The 19,834-nt window shown below is 43.3% G+C and carries 11 protein-coding genes; 8 read left to right on the top strand and 3 right to left on the bottom strand.

The window, feature by feature from the left end; translation table 11 throughout:
- The first annotated feature begins 72 nt into the window (after positions 1 to 72).
- Positions 73 to 303: a hypothetical protein gene (locus DFR58_RS04915; RefSeq protein ID WP_114296697.1), complete on the top strand. Its 231-nt coding sequence runs from the start codon at positions 73 to 75 to the stop codon at positions 301 to 303.
- A 13-nt stretch (positions 304 to 316) separates the two neighbouring features.
- Positions 317 to 580, top strand: coding sequence for a hypothetical protein (locus DFR58_RS04910; RefSeq protein ID WP_114296696.1), 264 nt, complete (start codon positions 317 to 319; stop codon positions 578 to 580).
- 258 nt (positions 581 to 838) lie between these two features.
- Here DFR58_RS04910 and DFR58_RS04905 read toward each other — a convergent pair whose 3' ends face one another.
- Genes DFR58_RS04905 through DFR58_RS04895 form a run of 3 tightly spaced genes read right to left on the bottom strand, consistent with a single transcriptional unit; the run spans position 839 to position 3,245 of the window.
- Positions 839 to 1,519: a hypothetical protein gene (locus DFR58_RS04905; protein ID WP_114296695.1), complete on the bottom strand. Its 681-nt coding sequence runs from the start codon at positions 1,517 to 1,519 to the stop codon at positions 839 to 841.
- Between the two features lie 27 nt (positions 1,520 to 1,546).
- Positions 1,547 to 2,188, bottom strand: a complete 642-nt coding sequence (locus DFR58_RS04900; RefSeq protein WP_114296694.1) for a hypothetical protein — start codon at positions 2,186 to 2,188, stop codon at positions 1,547 to 1,549.
- Positions 2,175 to 3,245 (bottom strand): hypothetical protein, encoded by a 1,071-nt coding sequence (locus tag DFR58_RS04895; protein WP_114296693.1) that lies wholly within the window; start codon positions 3,243 to 3,245, stop codon positions 2,175 to 2,177. Before DFR58_RS04895 ends, DFR58_RS04900 begins: the two co-directional genes overlap by 14 nt.
- A 680-nt stretch (positions 3,246 to 3,925) precedes the next feature.
- Between DFR58_RS04895 and DFR58_RS04890 the strand changes: the two genes are divergently transcribed.
- The 6 genes from DFR58_RS04890 (at position 3,926) to DFR58_RS04865 (ending at position 19,821) form a co-directional block, all read left to right on the top strand.
- A complete protein-coding gene (locus tag DFR58_RS04890) occupies positions 3,926 to 6,094 on the top strand; it encodes a DNA topoisomerase III (protein ID WP_114296692.1) in 2,169 nt (722 codons plus the stop codon).
- A gap of 216 nt (positions 6,095 to 6,310) precedes the next feature.
- The gene (locus DFR58_RS04885; protein WP_114296691.1) at positions 6,311 to 7,303 is read left to right on the top strand and encodes a helix-turn-helix domain-containing protein; all 993 of its coding nucleotides are present in this window, start codon (positions 6,311 to 6,313) and stop codon (positions 7,301 to 7,303) included.
- A gap of 226 nt (positions 7,304 to 7,529) precedes the next feature.
- Positions 7,530 to 13,892, top strand: coding sequence for a non-ribosomal peptide synthetase (locus tag DFR58_RS04880; protein WP_114296690.1), 6,363 nt, complete (start codon positions 7,530 to 7,532; stop codon positions 13,890 to 13,892).
- A complete protein-coding gene (locus tag DFR58_RS04875) occupies positions 13,858 to 14,592 on the top strand; it encodes a thioesterase II family protein (protein ID WP_170138035.1) in 735 nt (244 codons plus the stop codon). Before DFR58_RS04880 ends, DFR58_RS04875 begins: the two co-directional genes overlap by 35 nt.
- Positions 14,592 to 18,791 (top strand): acyl-CoA dehydratase activase, encoded by a 4,200-nt coding sequence (locus tag DFR58_RS04870; RefSeq protein ID WP_114296688.1) that lies wholly within the window; start codon positions 14,592 to 14,594, stop codon positions 18,789 to 18,791. The genes DFR58_RS04875 and DFR58_RS04870 overlap by 1 nt, the downstream gene beginning before the upstream one ends.
- Positions 18,772 to 19,821 (top strand): adenine nucleotide alpha hydrolase family protein, encoded by a 1,050-nt coding sequence (locus DFR58_RS04865; RefSeq protein WP_114296687.1) that lies wholly within the window; start codon positions 18,772 to 18,774, stop codon positions 19,819 to 19,821. Before DFR58_RS04870 ends, DFR58_RS04865 begins: the two co-directional genes overlap by 20 nt.
- Positions 19,822 to 19,834: the final 13 nt, after the last annotated feature.

Below are 19,834 nucleotides of genomic sequence, written 5' to 3'. Positions count from 1 at the left end.
CTCTGGTTATTTACATACTACGGAGATATATCAATTCTAAATAAAAGTAATCTTAAAAAAAGGGGGAGAAAAATGCTACTAGGAAGTGTACTCATTCTTTTAGCACTTGTAATGACTCTGTTTTTTGCTGTCGTTGCAGTAATACGCGGATATAAAGGTATGAAGCGGAGTAAAAGTTTTGATACATCTGATAAAAAAATAAAAGTTGGTTATTGGCTGCTTTCGGCTATACATATGTGGGCGGGTATTTTAATAACTTTGTGTTATTTAATTGCAGGAGTATTGATTTTAAATAGATTATAAAGGATGTGAACTAATGGGCTTTTTGATTTTTCTGCCGTTTATTGCGGCTATAATTGGAATTATTATTGCTTTTATTTGTTTTATAGGGATATGTCTGATAATTATTGGCGGTACTGGCATAGCAATGGATAAAATATACTTGAAACAGATGAAAACAAAAAATAGTGTGTCAAAACCTTTATTTAATACAAGCTCAATAATTTTAGGAATTATATTTATATTATTTCCTTTAGGATGCGTCTTATATGGAGTTATTTCTTCGCTATCACCAAAATAATAGTGTGACAAGGGGACGGGGTTGCCGACACACATATATGTGTGTCGGCAACCCCGTCAGACTGTCACTCATTACTGTATTCCTTTTAAGCGGCCTGCGTGGCAAGCAAGACACCCCAAGGTTAAGCGCTTACTCTTGTTTTATAACAATTTACAAAATGGGAGGCTTAAAAACATGACGGCAGGTGTTCCACCGTTTACCCTTAAAAGAAAGAATTACGGAGCTATGACTTGTTAGCATAACTCCGTAATTCTTTGCTTAGTCAAAATGTTGCTTAACCCAATCGATATAATCCAATGGCAATTCATTTTTTGAATATTTTATTACATTTTCTTTCATATATTCATACTTCAAAAGTTCAAAAGCATTTGAAAATACCGACAGTTCATACATACCATTTTTGTCTGCATAAATAAGCTGTATCCCTGTAAAGCTGTATCCATTCCCCATAAGCTCAACAAATAATTGAGCAATTTTTGCTGGCATTTCTAAACTTTGTTCCTTTGATAATACTTCAAGGTTATATACGACCAAAATATAAGCCTTTTGAGATTTCACAGCATAGTTGTTAGCATTTATCTCTGTCCACACATCAATGTTTTGCGGTAAAATTAAGTTTGTTGGGAAGTCTTTTTGAATGGATAGGTATTTTCGATTTGCTATATCACGGACTTCATCACTAATGCGTTTATCATAAATCGTGTTGTAATGAAGGTTGTAGCTTAATTCATACCCATCGTCTAAAGAACAAATGTATTTATTATTTAACCAATCAAATCTAACATTATTAATTGGTTTTCCCACATACTTGTTAACTCTATTTGTTGCAATAATTCCTCCAACAACAGGAAAGTAATCCATTCCAAAAAACATAAAACACCCCAAAGTTGTTAAGGAAATCAGAATAACGAGAATAAATCTGCTAAATCGTTTGCTCATATAGTCCCCTCATACAATAACTTTAGATTAGTCGGGATACCCAGATGACACCTTTGTTAAAAGTTCTTGGTTTTGTTTTCTTGGAGTTATAAAAAATCCAGAGTGTTCCCAATAATTAGCGATAAGATTTCGTGTGATATCCCATTTGTTATCTGGTCCTCCAACTCTATAGCCAAACCACTCGTATGTATATTCAACAACGCCATCACATCTAAGTTGGCTAATGTTTTCAGGATACACCCAAGTATTGCTGCCTGCCGAGTATACAATCTGGTCGAGGACATTATATGAAATCCCCCTCAATTCTCGTGCCTTTGAAACAAACGAATTAGCTACTGTCTCTGTGATAGTTGTGTTTTTTGGCTTAAAAATACCAAGATATTTTTTACCATTCATAAAATCATCCCAATGATCCCATTGAACAGGGTCTGAATAGCCGGGAGCGTGTATTATAGGCTTGTAATAGGTTCTATTGGGCTCGTCCATTAAGGCTGCGTGATCGTTAAGTCCAGAGTTGAATCCACTGACTCCATCACGATAAACAGCATATCCCTTCCATTCGGTTGTAGAGGAGTAAGCATATACGCTAACTTGTGCAAGCATAGAGAAAGCCAAAGCAAGGGCTAATAAAATATTTATCGCACCAATAAATCTGTTAGTTTTGCTCATATTTGAACACTCCTTTTATTCCGTTATTTTCAATATGTTTAACCGTTGCCATCAATTCTTCGCTTTGTGGAACTGTACGACTTTTAAGTGATTGCTGCAATGCTTCTCCAACTTCCAAAATAGGATGAATTTCCATTGCCTTAATAATATATGACAATTCACTCGAGGATGTTTTAGATGTGGATTTTTCCACCAACATTTGCACATTACGCTCAATGGTTGATATTTTCAAGTCTGTATCAATTTTATCATCGCTGATTATATATTTAAAAACATCAAAGTCATTCATTTTTGCCAATGAGTATATGAATTTGTCTTTTACTACTTCATTTTTGCTTATAGAAAATAGTTCTTTCAATTTTTCTACTATGATTTTCTTTTCAGAATCATCTCCACTAAATCGATTAAAATATTCTCCTGCACCCAAACTTGCTGCCCACAGCTTTGCATCTGAGACATTTTTGGTGTCGTTTATCAATATCTCAGAAGCGAATTGATATGCCTTCTCAACATTTGTTGTCATTAGCTTTTTCATAGCAACAACTGTAACAGAATTATCGTATTTATAGCAAATATCTGTTAAACTATCATCAGAAAAATCCCCAATAGCAACAATGTAATCTTTTGAGTCACTACTTAACTTGCCATCATTAAGAAGAGGCAAAAGTTTATTCGAGTCAGCCTTTTTCTCGATATACATTTTTATCAATATACTCTCCAAGATAGCTCCAGTTTCATCGTCTTGTAAAAGTAAAATTATTTCCTCAGGAGTAAATTCATCTTTTTTTTCGATTAAGGCCATAGCGTGAGGAACTAATGCAATCTTGCTATTATCGTCTTTTAGTTCTTGCTCAAGGGCTTTTATTTCAGCTAAAAGGCTTTCGGCTGAGTCGTTAAGATTGGATTTATAAATATCTTCTTCTGTCATGTTGAAGAATTTGGAAAATAAACTCAATCCATTGTTATACATTGCTGAGTATGCACTTACAGGTATGTTAGCAAAAATTATTGCCATAACTAACAACCCACTCAAAATAAGGGTGCGTTTCGTCTTCATCGGTAATCCTCCTAATTTTAATTAAATTTCCTGTCAAAATAATTGACAACTGTTTTAGTTGTACCGTTTCTTGTGCAGTCTGCTGTCACTTCCAAACGATAAGTTTTACCACTTGATACTGTGCCTGTCCCCGAAAAAGTCAATATTGATATATTATAGAGGTAACGGTTGGAAATGTTTTAAGTAAAGTGGTTGCTGACATTGTGTAACACATAGTCAGTATTGTAATAAATATTAAAACGTTTTCAATATTTTTCAAGCTAAATGCTTCCACAAATTATTTTGTTTGTGTTCGAACACATAACAAATTATAACAGGGTATATTTAATTAATCAATATAAATAATTCTACATTTTACGATATATTACAACATATTAGGTCTAATGTGTCTCTTTAAATTATTATTACAATAATTCATAATGTATTTTGTTCTAAGAAATCTAGAGACGGCAGACCAATGTCATAAAGCTTAGATTACAGAATATTACACAGAACGTTTTTTGTTACTTAGATATTTGTTTTTCCTCGAAGTTACTTCCACCTGATATCCTCCCGCCGAATAAGCGAAACATGATCCCGTCCCACTGTCACTGTTTTTTGTATTTCCTATATGCGAGGATTTATGATAAGCTTATAGGAGTATTTTGCTTAATAGAAAATAACAGGAGCTGATTTGATAAATGGGAAAAATTCTGGTTTTAACCGAAAAGCCCTCTGTCGGGCGCGATATAGCAAAGGTGCTGGGCTGCGGACAGAACGGAAACGGGTATATAACGGGTTCAAAATATATTGTGACGTGGGCGCTGGGACATTTGGTGACGCTGGCAGACCCCGAAGCCTACGGCGAAAAGTATAAGACATGGAGGCTGGAATCCCTTCCTATGCTTCCCGATAAAATGGAGCTGGTTGTTATAAAGGAGACCGCCCGGCAGTTTAATACCGTAAGGACGCTTATGCAGAGAGGCGATATAGATGAGCTTGTTATAGCCACCGACTCGGGGCGCGAAGGGGAGCTTGTGGCAAGATGGATTATGATTAAGGCGGGCTTTAGAAAGCCTGTCAAACGCCTGTGGATTTCCTCCCAGACGGATAAGGCCATAAAGGATGGCTTTAGCAGGCTACGTCCGGCGGCGGAGTATGACAACCTGTTTAAGTCGGCCAAGTGCCGCGCGGAGGCCGATTGGCTTGTTGGGCTCAATATTACCAGAGCCTTGACGTGCAAGTACAATGCCCAGCTTTCGGCGGGCAGGGTGCAGACACCCACGCTGGCAATGGTTGTTCAGAGAGAAAATGAAATTAAAAGATTTGTGCCTAAGGATTACTGGACGATTGAAGCGGGTGCAAACGGCTTTAACGTACGGTGGCAGGATAAGCTGAACGGACAGACAAGGCTTTTTGACAGGCAGAAGGCGGAGGACATCATATCCGCCGTTAAGGGCCGGACCGCAAAGGTTTCCGATGTGGCAAAGGAAGCAAAGAAGGAGCTTCCACCACTCGCTTATGATCTTACCGAGCTTCAAAGGGATGCAAACCGCAAATATGGCTTTTCAGCAAAGAAGACCCTGTCTGTTATGCAGAAGCTTTATGAGAGCCATAAACTGGTTACCTATCCCAGAACCGATTCAAGGTATATTACGCAGGACATAGTAGCCACTCTTCCCGAGAGGCTTAAAAGCATTGCGGTGGGGCCCTATGCCTCTGCGGCTCAGACGGTTCTGAGAAATAGAATAAATGTCACAAAAAGACTGGTTGACAATAGCAAGGTTACAGACCACCACGCAATTATTCCCACTGAGCAGTATGTAAATCTGGGCGTTCTTGATAAGGAGGAGCGCAGTATATATGACCTTATAGTGAAAAGGTTTATTGCTGTTTTAAGCCCCGCATTTGAATATGAGCAGACAACGGTGAAGATTGACGCGCAGGGACACTTGTTTTATGCAAAGGGCAAAATTGTGAAGGCGGCGGGCTGGAAGGCCGTGTACGGAGGAGCTGCCGATACTGAGGAGGATGACGACGTGGAGGACGCCGACCAGTCGCTTCCGGATATAAAAAAGGGGGCTGCGGTGAATTTTTCATGGGTAAAGACGGTGGCCGGAAAGACAAAGCCTCCCGCGAGGTATAATGAGGCCACTCTCCTTTCTGCTATGGAGCATCCCGGAAAGTTTGTAGACGATAAGGCCCTTGTTGAAATTATAGAAAGCACAAGCGGGCTTGGTACGCCTGCAACCAGAGCGGATATTATAGAAAAGCTGTTTGACTCCTTTTATATGGAAAGAAGAGGCAAGGAAATAATACCTACCTCCAAGGGCATACAGCTTGTGGGACTTGTTCCGGCCGATATAAAGTCACCTGAGCTTACCGCCAAGTGGGAGAAGCAGCTCCAGCTAATAAGCAAGGGAAAGGCCAATGCGGATATGTTTGTTCAGGAAATGAGGAAGTACGCATCGAAGCTTGTTTCAAATGTAATCGCCAGCTCGGAAGCCTACAGGCATGACAATATGACCCGTGAAAAATGCCCCGAGTGCGGAAAATACCTGCTTGAGGTTAACGGAAAGAAGGGTAAAATGTTGGTGTGCCAGGACAGGGAGTGCGGCTACCGCAAAGGGCTGTCGATGGTATCTAATGCCCGGTGCCCCGAGTGCCACAAAAAGATGGAGATACGGGGAGAGGGAGATAATAAGAGCTTCTACTGTGTTTGCGGCTACCGTGAAAAGCTTGAGGCCTTCCAGAAGAGGAAGGGGGAACAGGTAAACAAAAAAGAGGTCAGCCAGTTTTTAAACAGGCAGCAGGAGGATACACAGATAAACTCAGCACTTGCGGATGCTCTGTCAAAATGGAAAAGCTGACCCGGAGAAATTTTCGTAACTATAATGAATTTTAAAACGTCAATTCAGTTAAAATTAAAAAGGATATGTGATGCCTCATAGGTTTTCACGTATCTTTTTTTGTATAAACAACTTGGATTATATTGACAAAGAATATATAAAATTGCTAAAATAATAATGATAATCAATATCAAAAAAACGATGAGTGTTTTTAATCAAGGTAAGGTGTTTTGAATTTTGGAATATACAGCGTATATAAGCAAGGCTGAGGATTTCTTTAATATTTTTACAGAGAAGTACAATTTTATGGGAGAGAGTACTGGCATACAGCATAAATACAGAGTTGCGGAGGAATACGGGAGCGGCTGTATGGACAGGTATTCGCTAAAAAACGGACTTGAAATCTGCATGATAAACTTGTGCCTGAAAAAGGCTATACAATTCCAATTCAAAACCAGCTTACCGGTATTTGAGGTGGTTTATTGCACACAGGGAAGGGTTCTTAGGAATGAACAGGGCATGGGAGAGCTGCTGCTTAACGAAGGAAACATGGTTATTTATGTAAGGGGCAAATATGAGGGCTTTATCGAGATACCGGCAAATATGAATATAAAATGTATTTCAATTGCAGCATACAACCCGTTTTCAGGTATATTTCGCTATGATCCCGACGGCTGTGATGAGGGTTACGGGCGAGCCGACATTAAAAGCCTTGATGATCTCATGCGGCCTCATCCTATATGCCCTTGGCTTAAGGCTCCCTTCTCAGAGATGCAAGGCTGCACGTTCAGCGGTATAGCAAAGCTTATGTATCTGGAATGCAAGGCCATGGAGATAATTTCCTTTGCACTGGAAAAAAAGATTATTTCCCGTGAAAAGACTGAAATTGCTGTCATGCTTCGCAAAACGGATATAGAAAAGATTAACTTGGCGAGACAAATAATTCATGAAAATATAACAGACCCTTTATCTGTAGATGAGCTGTCGGAGCGGGTAAAATTAAACTCGTGTAAGCTAAAATCAGGCTTTAAGCATTTATATGGAAACACAATATTCGGTTATCTGAAGGATATAAGGCTGGAAAAGGCCAGAGAGCTTTTGGACGCCGGGCACGATATGAATATAAATGAAATTGTAAATGAAGTGGGCTATTCAAATACAGGGCATTTTGCAAGGGCCTTCAGAGAAAAATATGGCGTCAATCCTAAAGATTATCGTTTAAGGACTTAAAAATTCCTCTGGGAGTCGAATTCATTATACTGGTTATATATACTTAGATTAATAATAAGAATATATTGACAGTCTGAAAAAGGCAAAAAATTTTGACTTTTAGATGATAATGATTATCAAAATCAAAATAATCATAATTAAAATTAATAACCGGTTAACATATAAAAAAATTCATATGAATCAAATTCAACTCAAAATACAAATTGAGATTTTATGAGGAGGTACAATGGAAGCTGCTAAAAATTTATATCACAAATCGGTTCTGTCTTCCTTTGAAGAGCGGTATCCTGATTTTGCGCCCAATCTTTGCCTTATGCTTGAGCGGTGCGCTGAAAGGTATCCCGGGAAGGGGATATACTATGTAAAGACAGAGGGGGAGGATTTTTTTGAGCCGTATCCACAGCTTTATTCCAGAGCAAGACGCATTGCTGTGGTGCTGCAAAAGCGCGGCTTTAATCCGGGAGACAAGTTAATTACGCTTGTTAATGACGATAGGCTGTTTATAAATATTTTTTGGGGATGTATACTGGCCGGAGTGGTGCCTGCCCCTCTCCCTACGGTTACCGCGAATGATTATGAGCAGGTTGAAAACAAGAGGCTTGCAGGGGTACTTAGTATACTTAATTCACCTGTTATGTGTGACTCTGAAAAGGAAAAATTTTATTCTGTTATACACAGTATTGTAAAACAGCAGGATAAGGAGCTTTTGTGTGCGGAGCAAATTTTTGCTGAGGCCGAATTTGTGTCTCACAACGACTATGAGCCTTTGGCTGCTGATGAATACCGTACCGTTATAATTCAGTTTTCTTCCGGAAGTACGGGAATCCCCAAGGGTGTTATGCTTAACAGCTTTAATATGATTCAAAACATAAAAGCAAAGCTTGCAACAGAGCAGGGACGGCCTAAAGATGTTATGGCTTATTGGGTGCCGTATTTTCACGATTTTGGACTGTTTGGCTGTCATCTTGTTTCAGTGGGCGGAGGGATGAACCAGGTAAAGATGACGCCTGAGCAATTTGCCAATAATCCTATAGCATGGCTGAAAAAGCTGGATCAGTATAAAGCGACAATAACCTGCTCTACAAATACGGGAATAGAATTTACATGTAATGTGTTAAATCTAAGAAGGAATGCCGTAAAGGATTTGGATTTGTCTTGTGTGAGGGTGCTTTTGGAAGGGGCGGAGATGGTATCGGTAAGAGCGGCGCGAAAATTTGTGGAATATCTCGCACCAAATGGATTTTCACCGTCTGCCCTGATATTCGGGTACGGGCTGACCGAAACCGTGCTTGCATCGGCTTTGGGCAGCTCGGGAGATGGGATACGGTATGTGTGCATTGACAGGGAGGCTCTTCATAATCAAAAGGAAATAAAGTATGTTGAGGAGGCTTCTCCAAACAGCCTTTATATTGCAAGGGTGGGCTTCCCTGTGCCGTATTCCGATGTCCGTATTGTGGATGATGATGGCAAGCCGTGCGGCAATAATGTTCTTGGGGTTGTGCAATTGAGCGGTGACAATGTTACAAAGGGATACTACCAAAACCCTGAGGCTGATAGGGAGGTCTTCCGCGAGGGATGGTTTAATACGGGAGATCTGGGATTTACAGATGACGAAGGTGCGCTGTACATTACAGGGCGCGCAAAGGAAATGATTATTATAAACGGGCACAATTATTATCCGTATGATCTGGAAATGATTGCCGCGTCACATTCGGGAGATGCGTTCAGGGCGCTTACCATTTGCGGTATATATGATGAGGAAAAGAATACCGAGGAGGTGCTTTGCTTCTTTGTCCCTCCTAAGAAAGGCAGAGAAAATATTAACAGGCTTCTTGGGGATGTAAAGGAAGCTGTAAATCGCTTGAGTGGTGTAAGCATCCACAGGTTCTTTAAAATAAGGATGAGTGATATCCCAAGAACCACCAGCGGCAAAATATCGCGAAGGATATTTGCAGAGGAGTATAAAAAGGGAGCATATTGTGATAAAGAGGTTGTATTGGAAAACCAGCCTTCGGCCGTACAGCGAAATGACCATGAGGCGGTGATAAGGCAAATATGGAGAGAGGTTCTGGGGCTGTCTGATGAGGACGCGAGGAATATAGCGCCGCATGACAGCGTATTTAAGCTGGGATGCGATTCGCTTCAGGCACTTAGCATTCAGGGGCGTATGGAGGAGCATTACGGCATTAGGTTCATGCCTCATTACTGCTATAGGTATCCCACTCTTAAGGAACAGACGGAGTATATGGAGCAAAGGGACTTTTCAAAGGAGCCTCCTCAAAATGAGCTTGAGGCTCTGTTGCTGGATGTAATATGCGGTGTGCTTCGCATTGAGGAACACGAGCTGGGGGTAACGGAGGACTTTATGTCCAGGGCGTCGGGGCTGGGAGAGGCTGTTGAAATGGCTTCCAAGATAAAGGAGGCCTTTGCTGTCGGCGATGAGCACAATGACATCCTTTCCAGAAAATCCATAAGAGATATGGCTAAAGCCTTAAGGCCTATAGTGCTGCACACCAATGATGAGCAGACGTTGAAGAGAGAGAGGCGTTTCCCCCTTATGAATTTTCAGGAAACGTTGTATTTCCACCGCAAGGGCTTTATCAAAAATGAGCCCTCAGGCTTAAGCTGCTTTATATTTATGAGCGTAAGGATGTACGGGGATTTCAAGAGAGAGGCCTTCCATGAGGCTTATAACAGGCTTATTCAATACCATCCCGTACTCAGGGCGGTGATAGATGAGACGCAGGGCAGGCCCGAAATGATAATTTTAAGCTCCGTGCCTGAGACATCCTTTTATTATGAGGACATTTCACATATGGAAAGCAGTGAGCAGGAAGCCTTTTTGCAGTCGAGAGAAATAAAGAACGGAGACTATAGGTTTGAAATGGATAAATTTCCGCTTTATTTCGGAGAGATATTTAAGCTGGGGGACAATGAGCATGTATTTATGTTTAACTTAGAACACCTTATAATAGACGGATACAGTACGCTCACACTCCTTGAGGAGCTTTTCATGACGTATGAGAGCATTGCTTTGGGCAGGCCGGCAGAATTTGCCGAGCAGCCGCTGGATTTCAAGCATTATGTGAGTCTTGAGGAGATAAGGCAGAGGACTGATAAATACAAGAGGGCTCTTGAGAGCCAGGTCAATATTTTCAGGGATTTTCCTTCAAATGTGCAGCTTCCTTTTAAGCAAAATCCTTCGTCTATCGACGAGATATTTTTTGATACGCTGCATAGAAGAATTGACGGAGAGGCAATAAATTCTCTTAATACTATAGCAAAGGACTGTGGGGTTTCTCTTAATTCACTGCTTTTGGCGGCGTACTTTAAGATAATGAATTTGTGGGGACAGCAGGATGACCTTATAATAAATATGCCCATCTTTAACAGGGAGCACTACTTCCCCGGAGCCAGAAGAGTTATAGGCACATTCATTGACATATTTCCGGTAAGAATAAGAACCTCCTATGAGGAAAACGCAATAGAGATAGCAAAAAAGGTTGAGAGCTATGTAAGAAACATGCTGGAGGTGCCTGTATCCTCAATAGTGCTTTCGCGTCTGGCTGCAAAAGCCAACGGAATACAGCCGAAATCTATGAGCTCCATTATATTCAGCAATTCTATAGGACTTTATGGGGCACAGCTTTCAAAGCTTGAAACGCTTAAAATTGACAACCTTTCATTTCGCACAGGAGCGCCCGGGACCTATATCGACCTTGTCCTTATGGATTTTGAAGGCGGATACTATATAGACTGGAATTATGTAAGAGGGATGTTTGAGGACTCATTTATAGAAACTCTTTCAGACCAGTATGAGGCGCTTTTAAATGAGATTATAAACCAATATCCTTTAAACTGCTGCAATTGCAAGTTTACAAATAAAAATTTGCTTCCTCACGCATATGTTGATTTAATGAGCACTGTAAACTCCACCGACTCATGGTATCCCGTTAAAACCTTCGATGCATGGGTGGGAGAGCAGGCACAGAAAAATCCCGGCGCAGTGGCTCTTACTTTCGGGGAGCAGAGCGTGACATACGGAGAGCTTGACCGCAGGGCAGGAGAACTGGCAGCCTTGCTGAGGGAATACGGTGCTGCCGACGGCAGCTTTATAGCGCTGCTGCAGTACAGAAGGCCCGAAATGATAGTGGCCCAGCTTGCGGTATGGAAGGCCGGAGCGGCATATGTACCCATTGACCCTGCATATCCTTCCTCCCGCATTGCGTACATGATAGAGGATTGCGGAGCTTCAATCCTGATTGCGCAGAATAATTGCATCGATTCGTTAGGAGAGGAGCTTCCCTGCAATTTAAAGTATATTGTTGTAAACGACGGCATAAAGGCGTGTGAAGCACGGGGAGAAACCTCAATACTGGATTTGGAGGATGCCGGGAGGCTTCACAACCCCCAGCGGCTATGCAATTCTTCAAATCCCGAAAATCTTGCGTATATGATTTATACCTCGGGCTCTACAGGAAAGCCTAAGGGCGTTATGATTACTCACAAAAAGCTGTGCAATTTTATTTACTGGGTTCAGCAATACCACGGCATAGACGAAAAAGCCCAGTGTGCTATGGTGACATCATATTCCTTTGATATGACGCTGGCCTCCAACTGGTGCCCGCTGGTTTCGGGGAGTACCCTGCACATGCTGGATGAGCAGTCAACGAGGGACCCTGAAAAGCTTCTGGAGTTTATAAGCAATAAAAGAATAACGTTCCTGAATGTTACACCATCACACTTTTCTCTTATAGCCAACACACGGCAAATGCTGAGACGGGAGTTTCCCATAAGCTGGGAGCTGAGAGTAATGCTGGGGGGAGAGGTTATAAACACCAAGGATCTGAACATATGGCTTGAGTATTATCCCGATACACACTTTACAAATGAATATGGTCCCACCGAAACAACTGTGGCATCTTCATACTTTACCATACCGAAAAACAGCGAAAACCGCATTGAACTGACTGTAATACCTATCGGAAAGCCCCTTCCCAATAATCAGCTGTATATCTTGAATGAAGCGGGTGAATTATGTATGCCCGGAACAGTGGGATGCCTGTATATAGGAGGCGACGGCGTGGCAAAGGGGTACTACGGGAAGCCTGAAAGGACGGCTCAGGCGTTTGTGCCGGATAAATTCAGGCCGGACAGGTATGACACAATGTATTGTACGGGAGACATGGCGCGGATGCTGCCCGACGGAAATATAGAGTTTTTTGGAAGAAAGGATTTTCAGGTAAACTTAAGAGGATACAGGATTGAGTGCGGAGAGGTTGAGCAAAACCTTATTGAGCACCCGTCGGTTAAAGAGGCCGTTGTCACTGCAAGAAGCAATAAGGAGAATATTACTGTTTTGGTTGCGTTCTATACCTCTTCGGATAATACTCCCATACCTGACCATTCTCTTAAGGCGTTTCTCAAGGGAAGGCTTCCCGATTATGCTGTGCCTGCCCACTTCCGGCATATGGAGTCGCTTCCTCTGACTGCAAGCGGCAAGCTGGATATAAAAGGGCTTCCTGATGTCGCTGTTGACAGCTCCGCCGTGTCCGCGGGCTATGAGGCTCCTGAGACAGAGATACAGAAGAGGATTACAGCCCTTTGGGAGGATCTGCTTAATGTCAGGAACATAGGCATACATGATAATTTCTGGGATATAGGGGGAGATTCCCTTTCGGCTATGCGGCTTGTAAATAAAATGAAGGAGGAGGGCTTTGGGGAGTTTGCGCTTAAGGATGCGTTTGATTACAGAACCATCGCCTCTCTTTCCGAGGCGGTTGAGAAGCAGATGGAATACAGCAGGTCAATACAGGAGAATATATCGTTTCTTAAAGCATGTGACAGGCCCTGTGCAAGGATACTGTTTTTCCCCAATTCCTCCAGCTTTGCAACGGCTAAGATGTTTTCAGGGCTTTCATCTCTTCTGCCACACTCCATTGAGGTCATGGGCGTGAATATACCGGGGCATGGAAATTCAAAGGTGCTGCTGACCACGGTTGAGGAGGTGGTAGAGCTTTTTGAGGGCTTTATATCTGAAAAAAGGGATATTCCTCTGTATATAGCGGGGTATTGCTTCGGGTGCCTGCCGGCATTTGAGCTGACAAAAAGGCTCGAAGGGAAAAATTGTCTGGTTGACGGTCTGATTATGCTGTCATCCATGGCTCCTGACATGTTTGGAAAGCATTATTTTCCCGCCGCATCAGATTCTGAAATGGTGGACAATATGAAAAGGGCGGGGCAGGCGGCGGTTCAAATGTTTGCCGGTATGTCTTGCGAGGAGATTGCATTAAATTGCAATATAATACGCAATGACCTTAACTCAATGATGACATATAAATATTCCGGCAAAAAAATATGCGCGCCTCTCTATCTTCTTCAGGGAGAGAAAGACCAGTATATCGAGTCTACCGAATACCTTCCGAATTGGGGGAAATATGCCCGTGAGGTTATACACAGAGTTATTCCTGATGCCGATCACCTTTTTCTTGAAAGCCATACCGGACATGTCTCAGATATAATTACAGACATAGTGATGGGAAGGGAGGATGCAAATGAAAAGTCACTTGCTGATATCCTTAAAATCTAGCCCTTCGGCATCGGGAAAGCTCATTTGCTTTCCTTACGCCTGCGGCAACGCGTCAATGTACTACAGGATGTCACAGCTTACAGGGGATTTTCTGGATGTGTTTGCGGCGTGTATGCCGGGGCATGGAGGCAGGGGAGAGGCCCCTTCGTCAATTGAAGAATTTGCAGAGCCTTTTATTCCTTTAATAAGGCAGGAGGAGGGCCCCATATTTATTCTGGGGTACTCCTTCGGAGGATTTATAGCTTATGAGCTTGTGCGCAGGCTTAAAAATGAAGCAAATATTGCGGGGCTTATTCTTATAAGCTCCCCTCCCCCTAATACCGTAAAGGAAATGGACTTTATACTTGATGCCGGAGATGAGGAGCTATACAGGTATACTCTTAACTGCTACGGGTTTGACCTCAATGTACTTACCCCGTTTGAGAAAAGCAATTATTTCGCAACTCTTAGAAATGATACGAGTGCTATGAGAAAATATGAGTTTTGCCGCGAGGCTGTTTCTGTGGATACATTGGCCATACTGGGACGGCAGGAGGAAGAGCCTGAGCTTGTGCAAAATTTTCACAGGTGGGGGGACTACCTCACCTGCATAAAATACTCCGTCATTCCGGGGACACATATGCTTATTAAATCACACCCTGAGGAATTAGCCAGAGAGCTTGACGCGTTTATAAAAGAGCAAATAGGGGTGAGGATTTAATGGCGGTTTATATAGGCATTGATATAGGTTCCGTAAGCGTTGATATAGTGGTTGCGTCCTCGGAAGGAAATATATTGTCGGCGAGCTATATAAGGCACAATGGGCGTATTGACGAGACTATTCTTTCAGCTTTGGCAGAGCTTGAGGGCAAGCACGACATCATAGCGGCCGCAGTAACCGGCATAGGAGCGCAAAGAGCTTTAAATATGCTTGATGGCGTAGCTGTAAATGAGGTTATAGCTCTGGTAAAGGGAGTTGCCTTGAGAAGTCCCCATGCGCGAAGCATTATTGATATAGGGGGACAGGACTCGAAGCTTATTTTTCTGGAGCAGAATTTAAAAAACAGAAGGCTTATGCTTAAGGATTTCTCTATGAACAGCTTCTGCGCCGCCGGTACAGGAAGCTTCTTAGACCAGCAGGCAGCACGCCTTAAGCTCACTATCCAGGAGTTTGCCCAAAGGGCCGTTATGTCCCATAACCCGGCAAGGGTTGCGGGGAGATGCTCTGTTTTTGCAAAGTCCGATATGATACACCTTCAGCAAAAGGGCACCCCTGAGGAGGACATAGTTTCGGGCTTGTGCATGGCTGTTGCAAATAACTTCAAGGCCAATATTGCAAAGGGAAAGGATTTGTGTCCCCCGGTGGCTTTTACCGGCGGTGTATCAATGAATCCGGGGGTTTTAAAGGCGTTTCGCAATGTATTTGAGATGGATGAGGAGCAAATGTATGTGCCGGAGTATGCCACTGTGCTTTGCGCGTACGGGGCTGTGGGATGGCTGCTTGACAACCCCGGGAAGGCGGTTGCGTACAAAGGCATACGATCCCCTGACAGGGAAGGCGGAAATGAGGCTTTTAAGGAAAAGCTCCCCGCACTGAAAGCAAAGACGGAGTGTGGCGTGAGCTGCTGTGACGATCGCGGTGTAAGGACGGGAGAGGCTGTGTTTTTAGGCATAGATATAGGCTCTATTTCTACTAATATTGTTGTCATAGACAGTGAGGCGAAGGTTGTTTTCAAAAGGTATTTGATGACGGCGGGCCGTCCTGTTGAGGCTGTGAGAGAAGGGCTGCGCCAGCTTGGGGCTGCTTACGGAAACGGGCTGTCCATTGCCGGAGCGGCTACCACGGGCTCGGCCAGATTCCTTATAGGGGATCTCATAGGAGCGGATATTATAAAGAATGAAATTACTGCCCATGCGGAGGCGGCGGTGTTTATGGACCCCGAGGTGGATACCGTTTTTGAAATAGGGGGTCAGGATTCCAAGTATATTCATATATGCGGAGGAATGGTAGACGACTTCACGATGAATAAGGCTTGTGCGGCGGGAACAGGGAGCTTTTTGGAGGAGCAGGCGCAAAAGCTTGATGTTAAGATAAAGGATGAATTTTCACGGCTGGCGCTATCCTCATCAAGGCCTCTGGACTGCGGAGAGAAATGCACGGTATTTATGGAATCGGAGGTTGTAAAATATTTTCAGCAGGGGCAAAAAATTTCCGATATCACAGCGGGGCTGGCATATTCTATTGTAAATAACTACTTGTATAAGGTTGTGGAAAACCGCCCCATAGGCAGGCGCATATTTTTTCAGGGAGGAGTTGCCACCAATAAAGCAGTTGTGGCAGCTTTCGAGCAGGTTACGGGAAAAACTGTAAATGTGCCTGTACATCATGAGGTTATGGGGGCTTTGGGCTGCTGCCTGCTTGCGCATAGGAGCTATGCCGGGAACGCTGAGTTTAAGTCCCGGTTTAAGGGCATTGACTGTCTCGAAAGGCCCCTTAAGGCCGATACCTTTGAATGTCCAAGCTGTGATAATCACTGTGAAATAAACAGGATTTCGGAAGAGGGAAGCAGGACGCTGTATTATGGGGGACGCTGTGAAAAATATGAGGTATCTCTGGCACAGAGTAAAAGCAGTATTCCCGATTACTTTAACGAAAGAGAAGGGCTTCTGGGAGCTGAATCGGGAGCCGGAGGAGAAAAGCCTGTGGTGGGGATTCCCCGCATTCAGATGTTTTACGAGTATTTTCCGTTTTTCAAGGCTTTTTTTGAGGAGATGGGCTTTTCGGTATCAGCCAGCCCTCAATCCAACCGCGGAATTATAAAGAGAGGGATTGACAGCGTACGCACATCCTCATGCTTCCCTACAAAGCTTGCACACGGGCATGTAAGCTGGATTGCAGATAAAGCCGAAAGCGGGCAGGTGGATTTTGCATTTATCCCCTCTGTCCGTGAAGCCTGTTCATGCTCGCCGGAGCATCATCCCATGGCAAACCACTGTGATTTTACAATATTCATGCCCGAAATGGCAAGCCAGTCCCTGCATATGGACGAAAGACGGATAAAGATACTTAAGCCGGAGCTGCATTTCAGACTTGGAAAGCAGTCTGTCAAGCAGGAGCTTTACAAAATGATGAGGAGTATCGGGAATTATTCCTTAAATCACGTGCGCCGGGCATGTGAAGCGGCATTCGACGCCTATTACGGCTTCAGGGATACCATGCTTAAGAGGGGCAGGGAGGCCCTTGCGGCGATACCTCCTGACGATAAGGCCGTCGTGCTTATAGGAAAGCTTCACAACACCTGCGATAAGGCTCTTACATTGGATTTGCCTAAAATATGGAGGGGGCTCGGGGTACACTGCTTTCCAATGGACTTCTTTGACCTGTCGGGGACGGAGGAGGTGCATTCCTCATGGTATAACACCACTCTTGCTATGGGGCAGAGAATGATGTCGCTTACGGATATTATAAGGAAAATACCCAATGTATATCCTGTGTTTGTGACAAACTTCAGTTGTGTAAATGACTCCATGATGTCTCATTTTATTAAAAGTGAGCTGGGCGGAAAGCCTGCATTATACCTCGAAATTGACGAGCATTCGGGGGAGGCCGGCATAATAACGCGCTGCGAAGCATTCCTTGATGCAATCAAGTCCAGAGCCAACACACATAAATACCTTCCGGAAAGGGTACAGCGCAGGCCCTTTGTAAAGGATCAAATTAAAACTCTGTATATTCCGTATGTGGCAAGGGGCTCAAGAATATGGGCATATGCCTTCAGACACTGCGGAATAAACGCAGTATCTCTTCCCGAGCCCGACCTTGAGAGCTTGGAATGCGGCAAAAGGTTTACTACGGGGGAGGAATGCTATCCGTGTATTCTTATGACGGGAGATATATTTAAGAAAATTATGGCTTCGCCTGAGGAAAAGGGAATGGCGTTTTTTTCTCCCGGCTCCTGCGGAAGCTGCAGGTATGATTCATTTAACCCGCTGCATAATGTCGCGCTGAAAAAGCTCATGAAGCAAAAACCGGATATGGAGAGTGTTGTAATTGTAGATGACTATGCCAAGGCCAATCCGCAGTTCAAAAAAATTATATCCTCCCCCAAATATATGTTTACTTCCGTAAAGGCGTTTTTTGCCCTTGACATATTAAACCGTATGCTTATGAACATCAGGCCCTATGAGTGTGAAAAGGGCATGACGGAGCGGGTATTTGAGGAATGCATAGATTCGGTGGGGTATTCTCTGGAAATGGGAAAGGGTTTTTCAGATGCCCTTGGAAGAGCCTCGTCGGCAATGCTGTCCATACCTGTTGACCGTACTGTAAAGCGCCCGCGTATAGGGGTTATGGGGGAAGCGTATATAAGGAATGTTGATTTTTCAAGCAATGACATGATCCGCACACTGGAAATGCTTGGTGCTGAGGTTGTGACTCCGCCTGCCCATGAGCTGATTAAGTATACACTGTATAAAAACATCTACTATTCCGAAAAGGCGGGAAAGCATTTTAACGCCGCATTGGCAAGGCTTAAAAACAGAATTATTGACAGCCTTGAAACAAAGTATGTAAAGCCTGTAATCAATTATCTGGGATACGACTTTGACCCGTGTATGCTAAACCATGTAAGGAAATCGGGGATAACGCTTAAGGCGGGCACACATATGGGATCTGCCATAGAAATGATTAATTACAGGGCTGACGGTATTATAAATGCAATACCGTTTAATTGTGTGCCGGGGATGGTGGTGGAATCTCTTATGGAGCGATTTACAAGAGAGTATCCCAATATACCGTTTATGACACTGATATGCCAGGGGCAAAATCAGGCAAACAATCTCACAAGACTGGAAACTCTTGTACACCAGTGCAGAGAGAAAATAAGAGAGGAAAAAATGGATGAAAGAATTTACGCATAGGCGGTGCAGGAAATGCTTGCTTCAGGAGGACCCTTATCATAATGTGCATTTAAATGAGGATATGGTATGCAATGTATGCAGCCGGGAGGCGGCGGAAGAAAGAATGGGCTGGGAGGAACTAAGGGAAATATTTGAGGGCACAATTCAAAGGCTTAAGGGGAGGGCTGAGTATGACGGCGTGGTTATGATGAGCGGAGGAAAGGACAGCGCTTATCTTGCGTATACGCTGAAGAGAAAATACGGCTTAAAGCTGCTGGGCCTTATTAATGACATACACTTTGAATATCAGGAAACCTTTGATAATGCAAGCAAAATATGCGAGGCTCTTGATATTCCTTTAGAGAAAAATGTTTTGCCGCGGGAGCTGACGAAAAATTTCTTTCATTTTCTTTTTACCGAGAAGGAGCTTAGGGATAAAAGCCATGGACATATATGCAACTACTGCGGGAGAGTAATGATCAGGGCGGCGGGGGAGTATGCAAAGGCCAGAGGCATACCCATGGTATTTTCAGGCCATAATCCCGAGCAGGTATTTGGAATGGGGGAGAGCTACGAGATTGATGAGGCGCGGAAAATACGCAGGATGTTTACAATAAAAATGATAAGCGATTCGCTTGTAAAGGCCAAAACTCAGCTCAGGCTGAAAAGGAAGCCGGATTTAATCGCGTTTTTTCCGGATGAGCTTTTCCCTGAAGGGGTAACCGGCTTGTTTATGTATCAGCACTTTCCATATGAACCCCTGCACATGATGGAGGTTATAAAAAGAGAATTAGGCTGGAGGCCGATAAATAAATTTTCAAAGACGTATATCGCGTCGGGCTGCCGCCTTGCAAAGCTTTGGATGCACCTTGCGTACATGAATAAAACCTCCAGCTATGTGGATTTTGAATTAAGCAATCAAATACGCAGCGGTGTGCTTAGCAAAGACTTGGTTGAAAAATTCTATAATGACGCGGTGGATTCGGCTGGGGAAATAGAGGAGCTGCTTGATGAGCTGGGCATCACAGGAGGTATAGAGTCAATATTATAAAAAGGAGAATATA

It is taken from the genome of Anaerobacterium chartisolvens (assembly GCF_003337415.1).
Taxonomy (GTDB): domain Bacteria; phylum Bacillota; class Clostridia; order Acetivibrionales; family DSM-27016; genus Anaerobacterium; species Anaerobacterium chartisolvens.
This window is presented reverse-complemented; position numbering and strand designations above follow the sequence as displayed.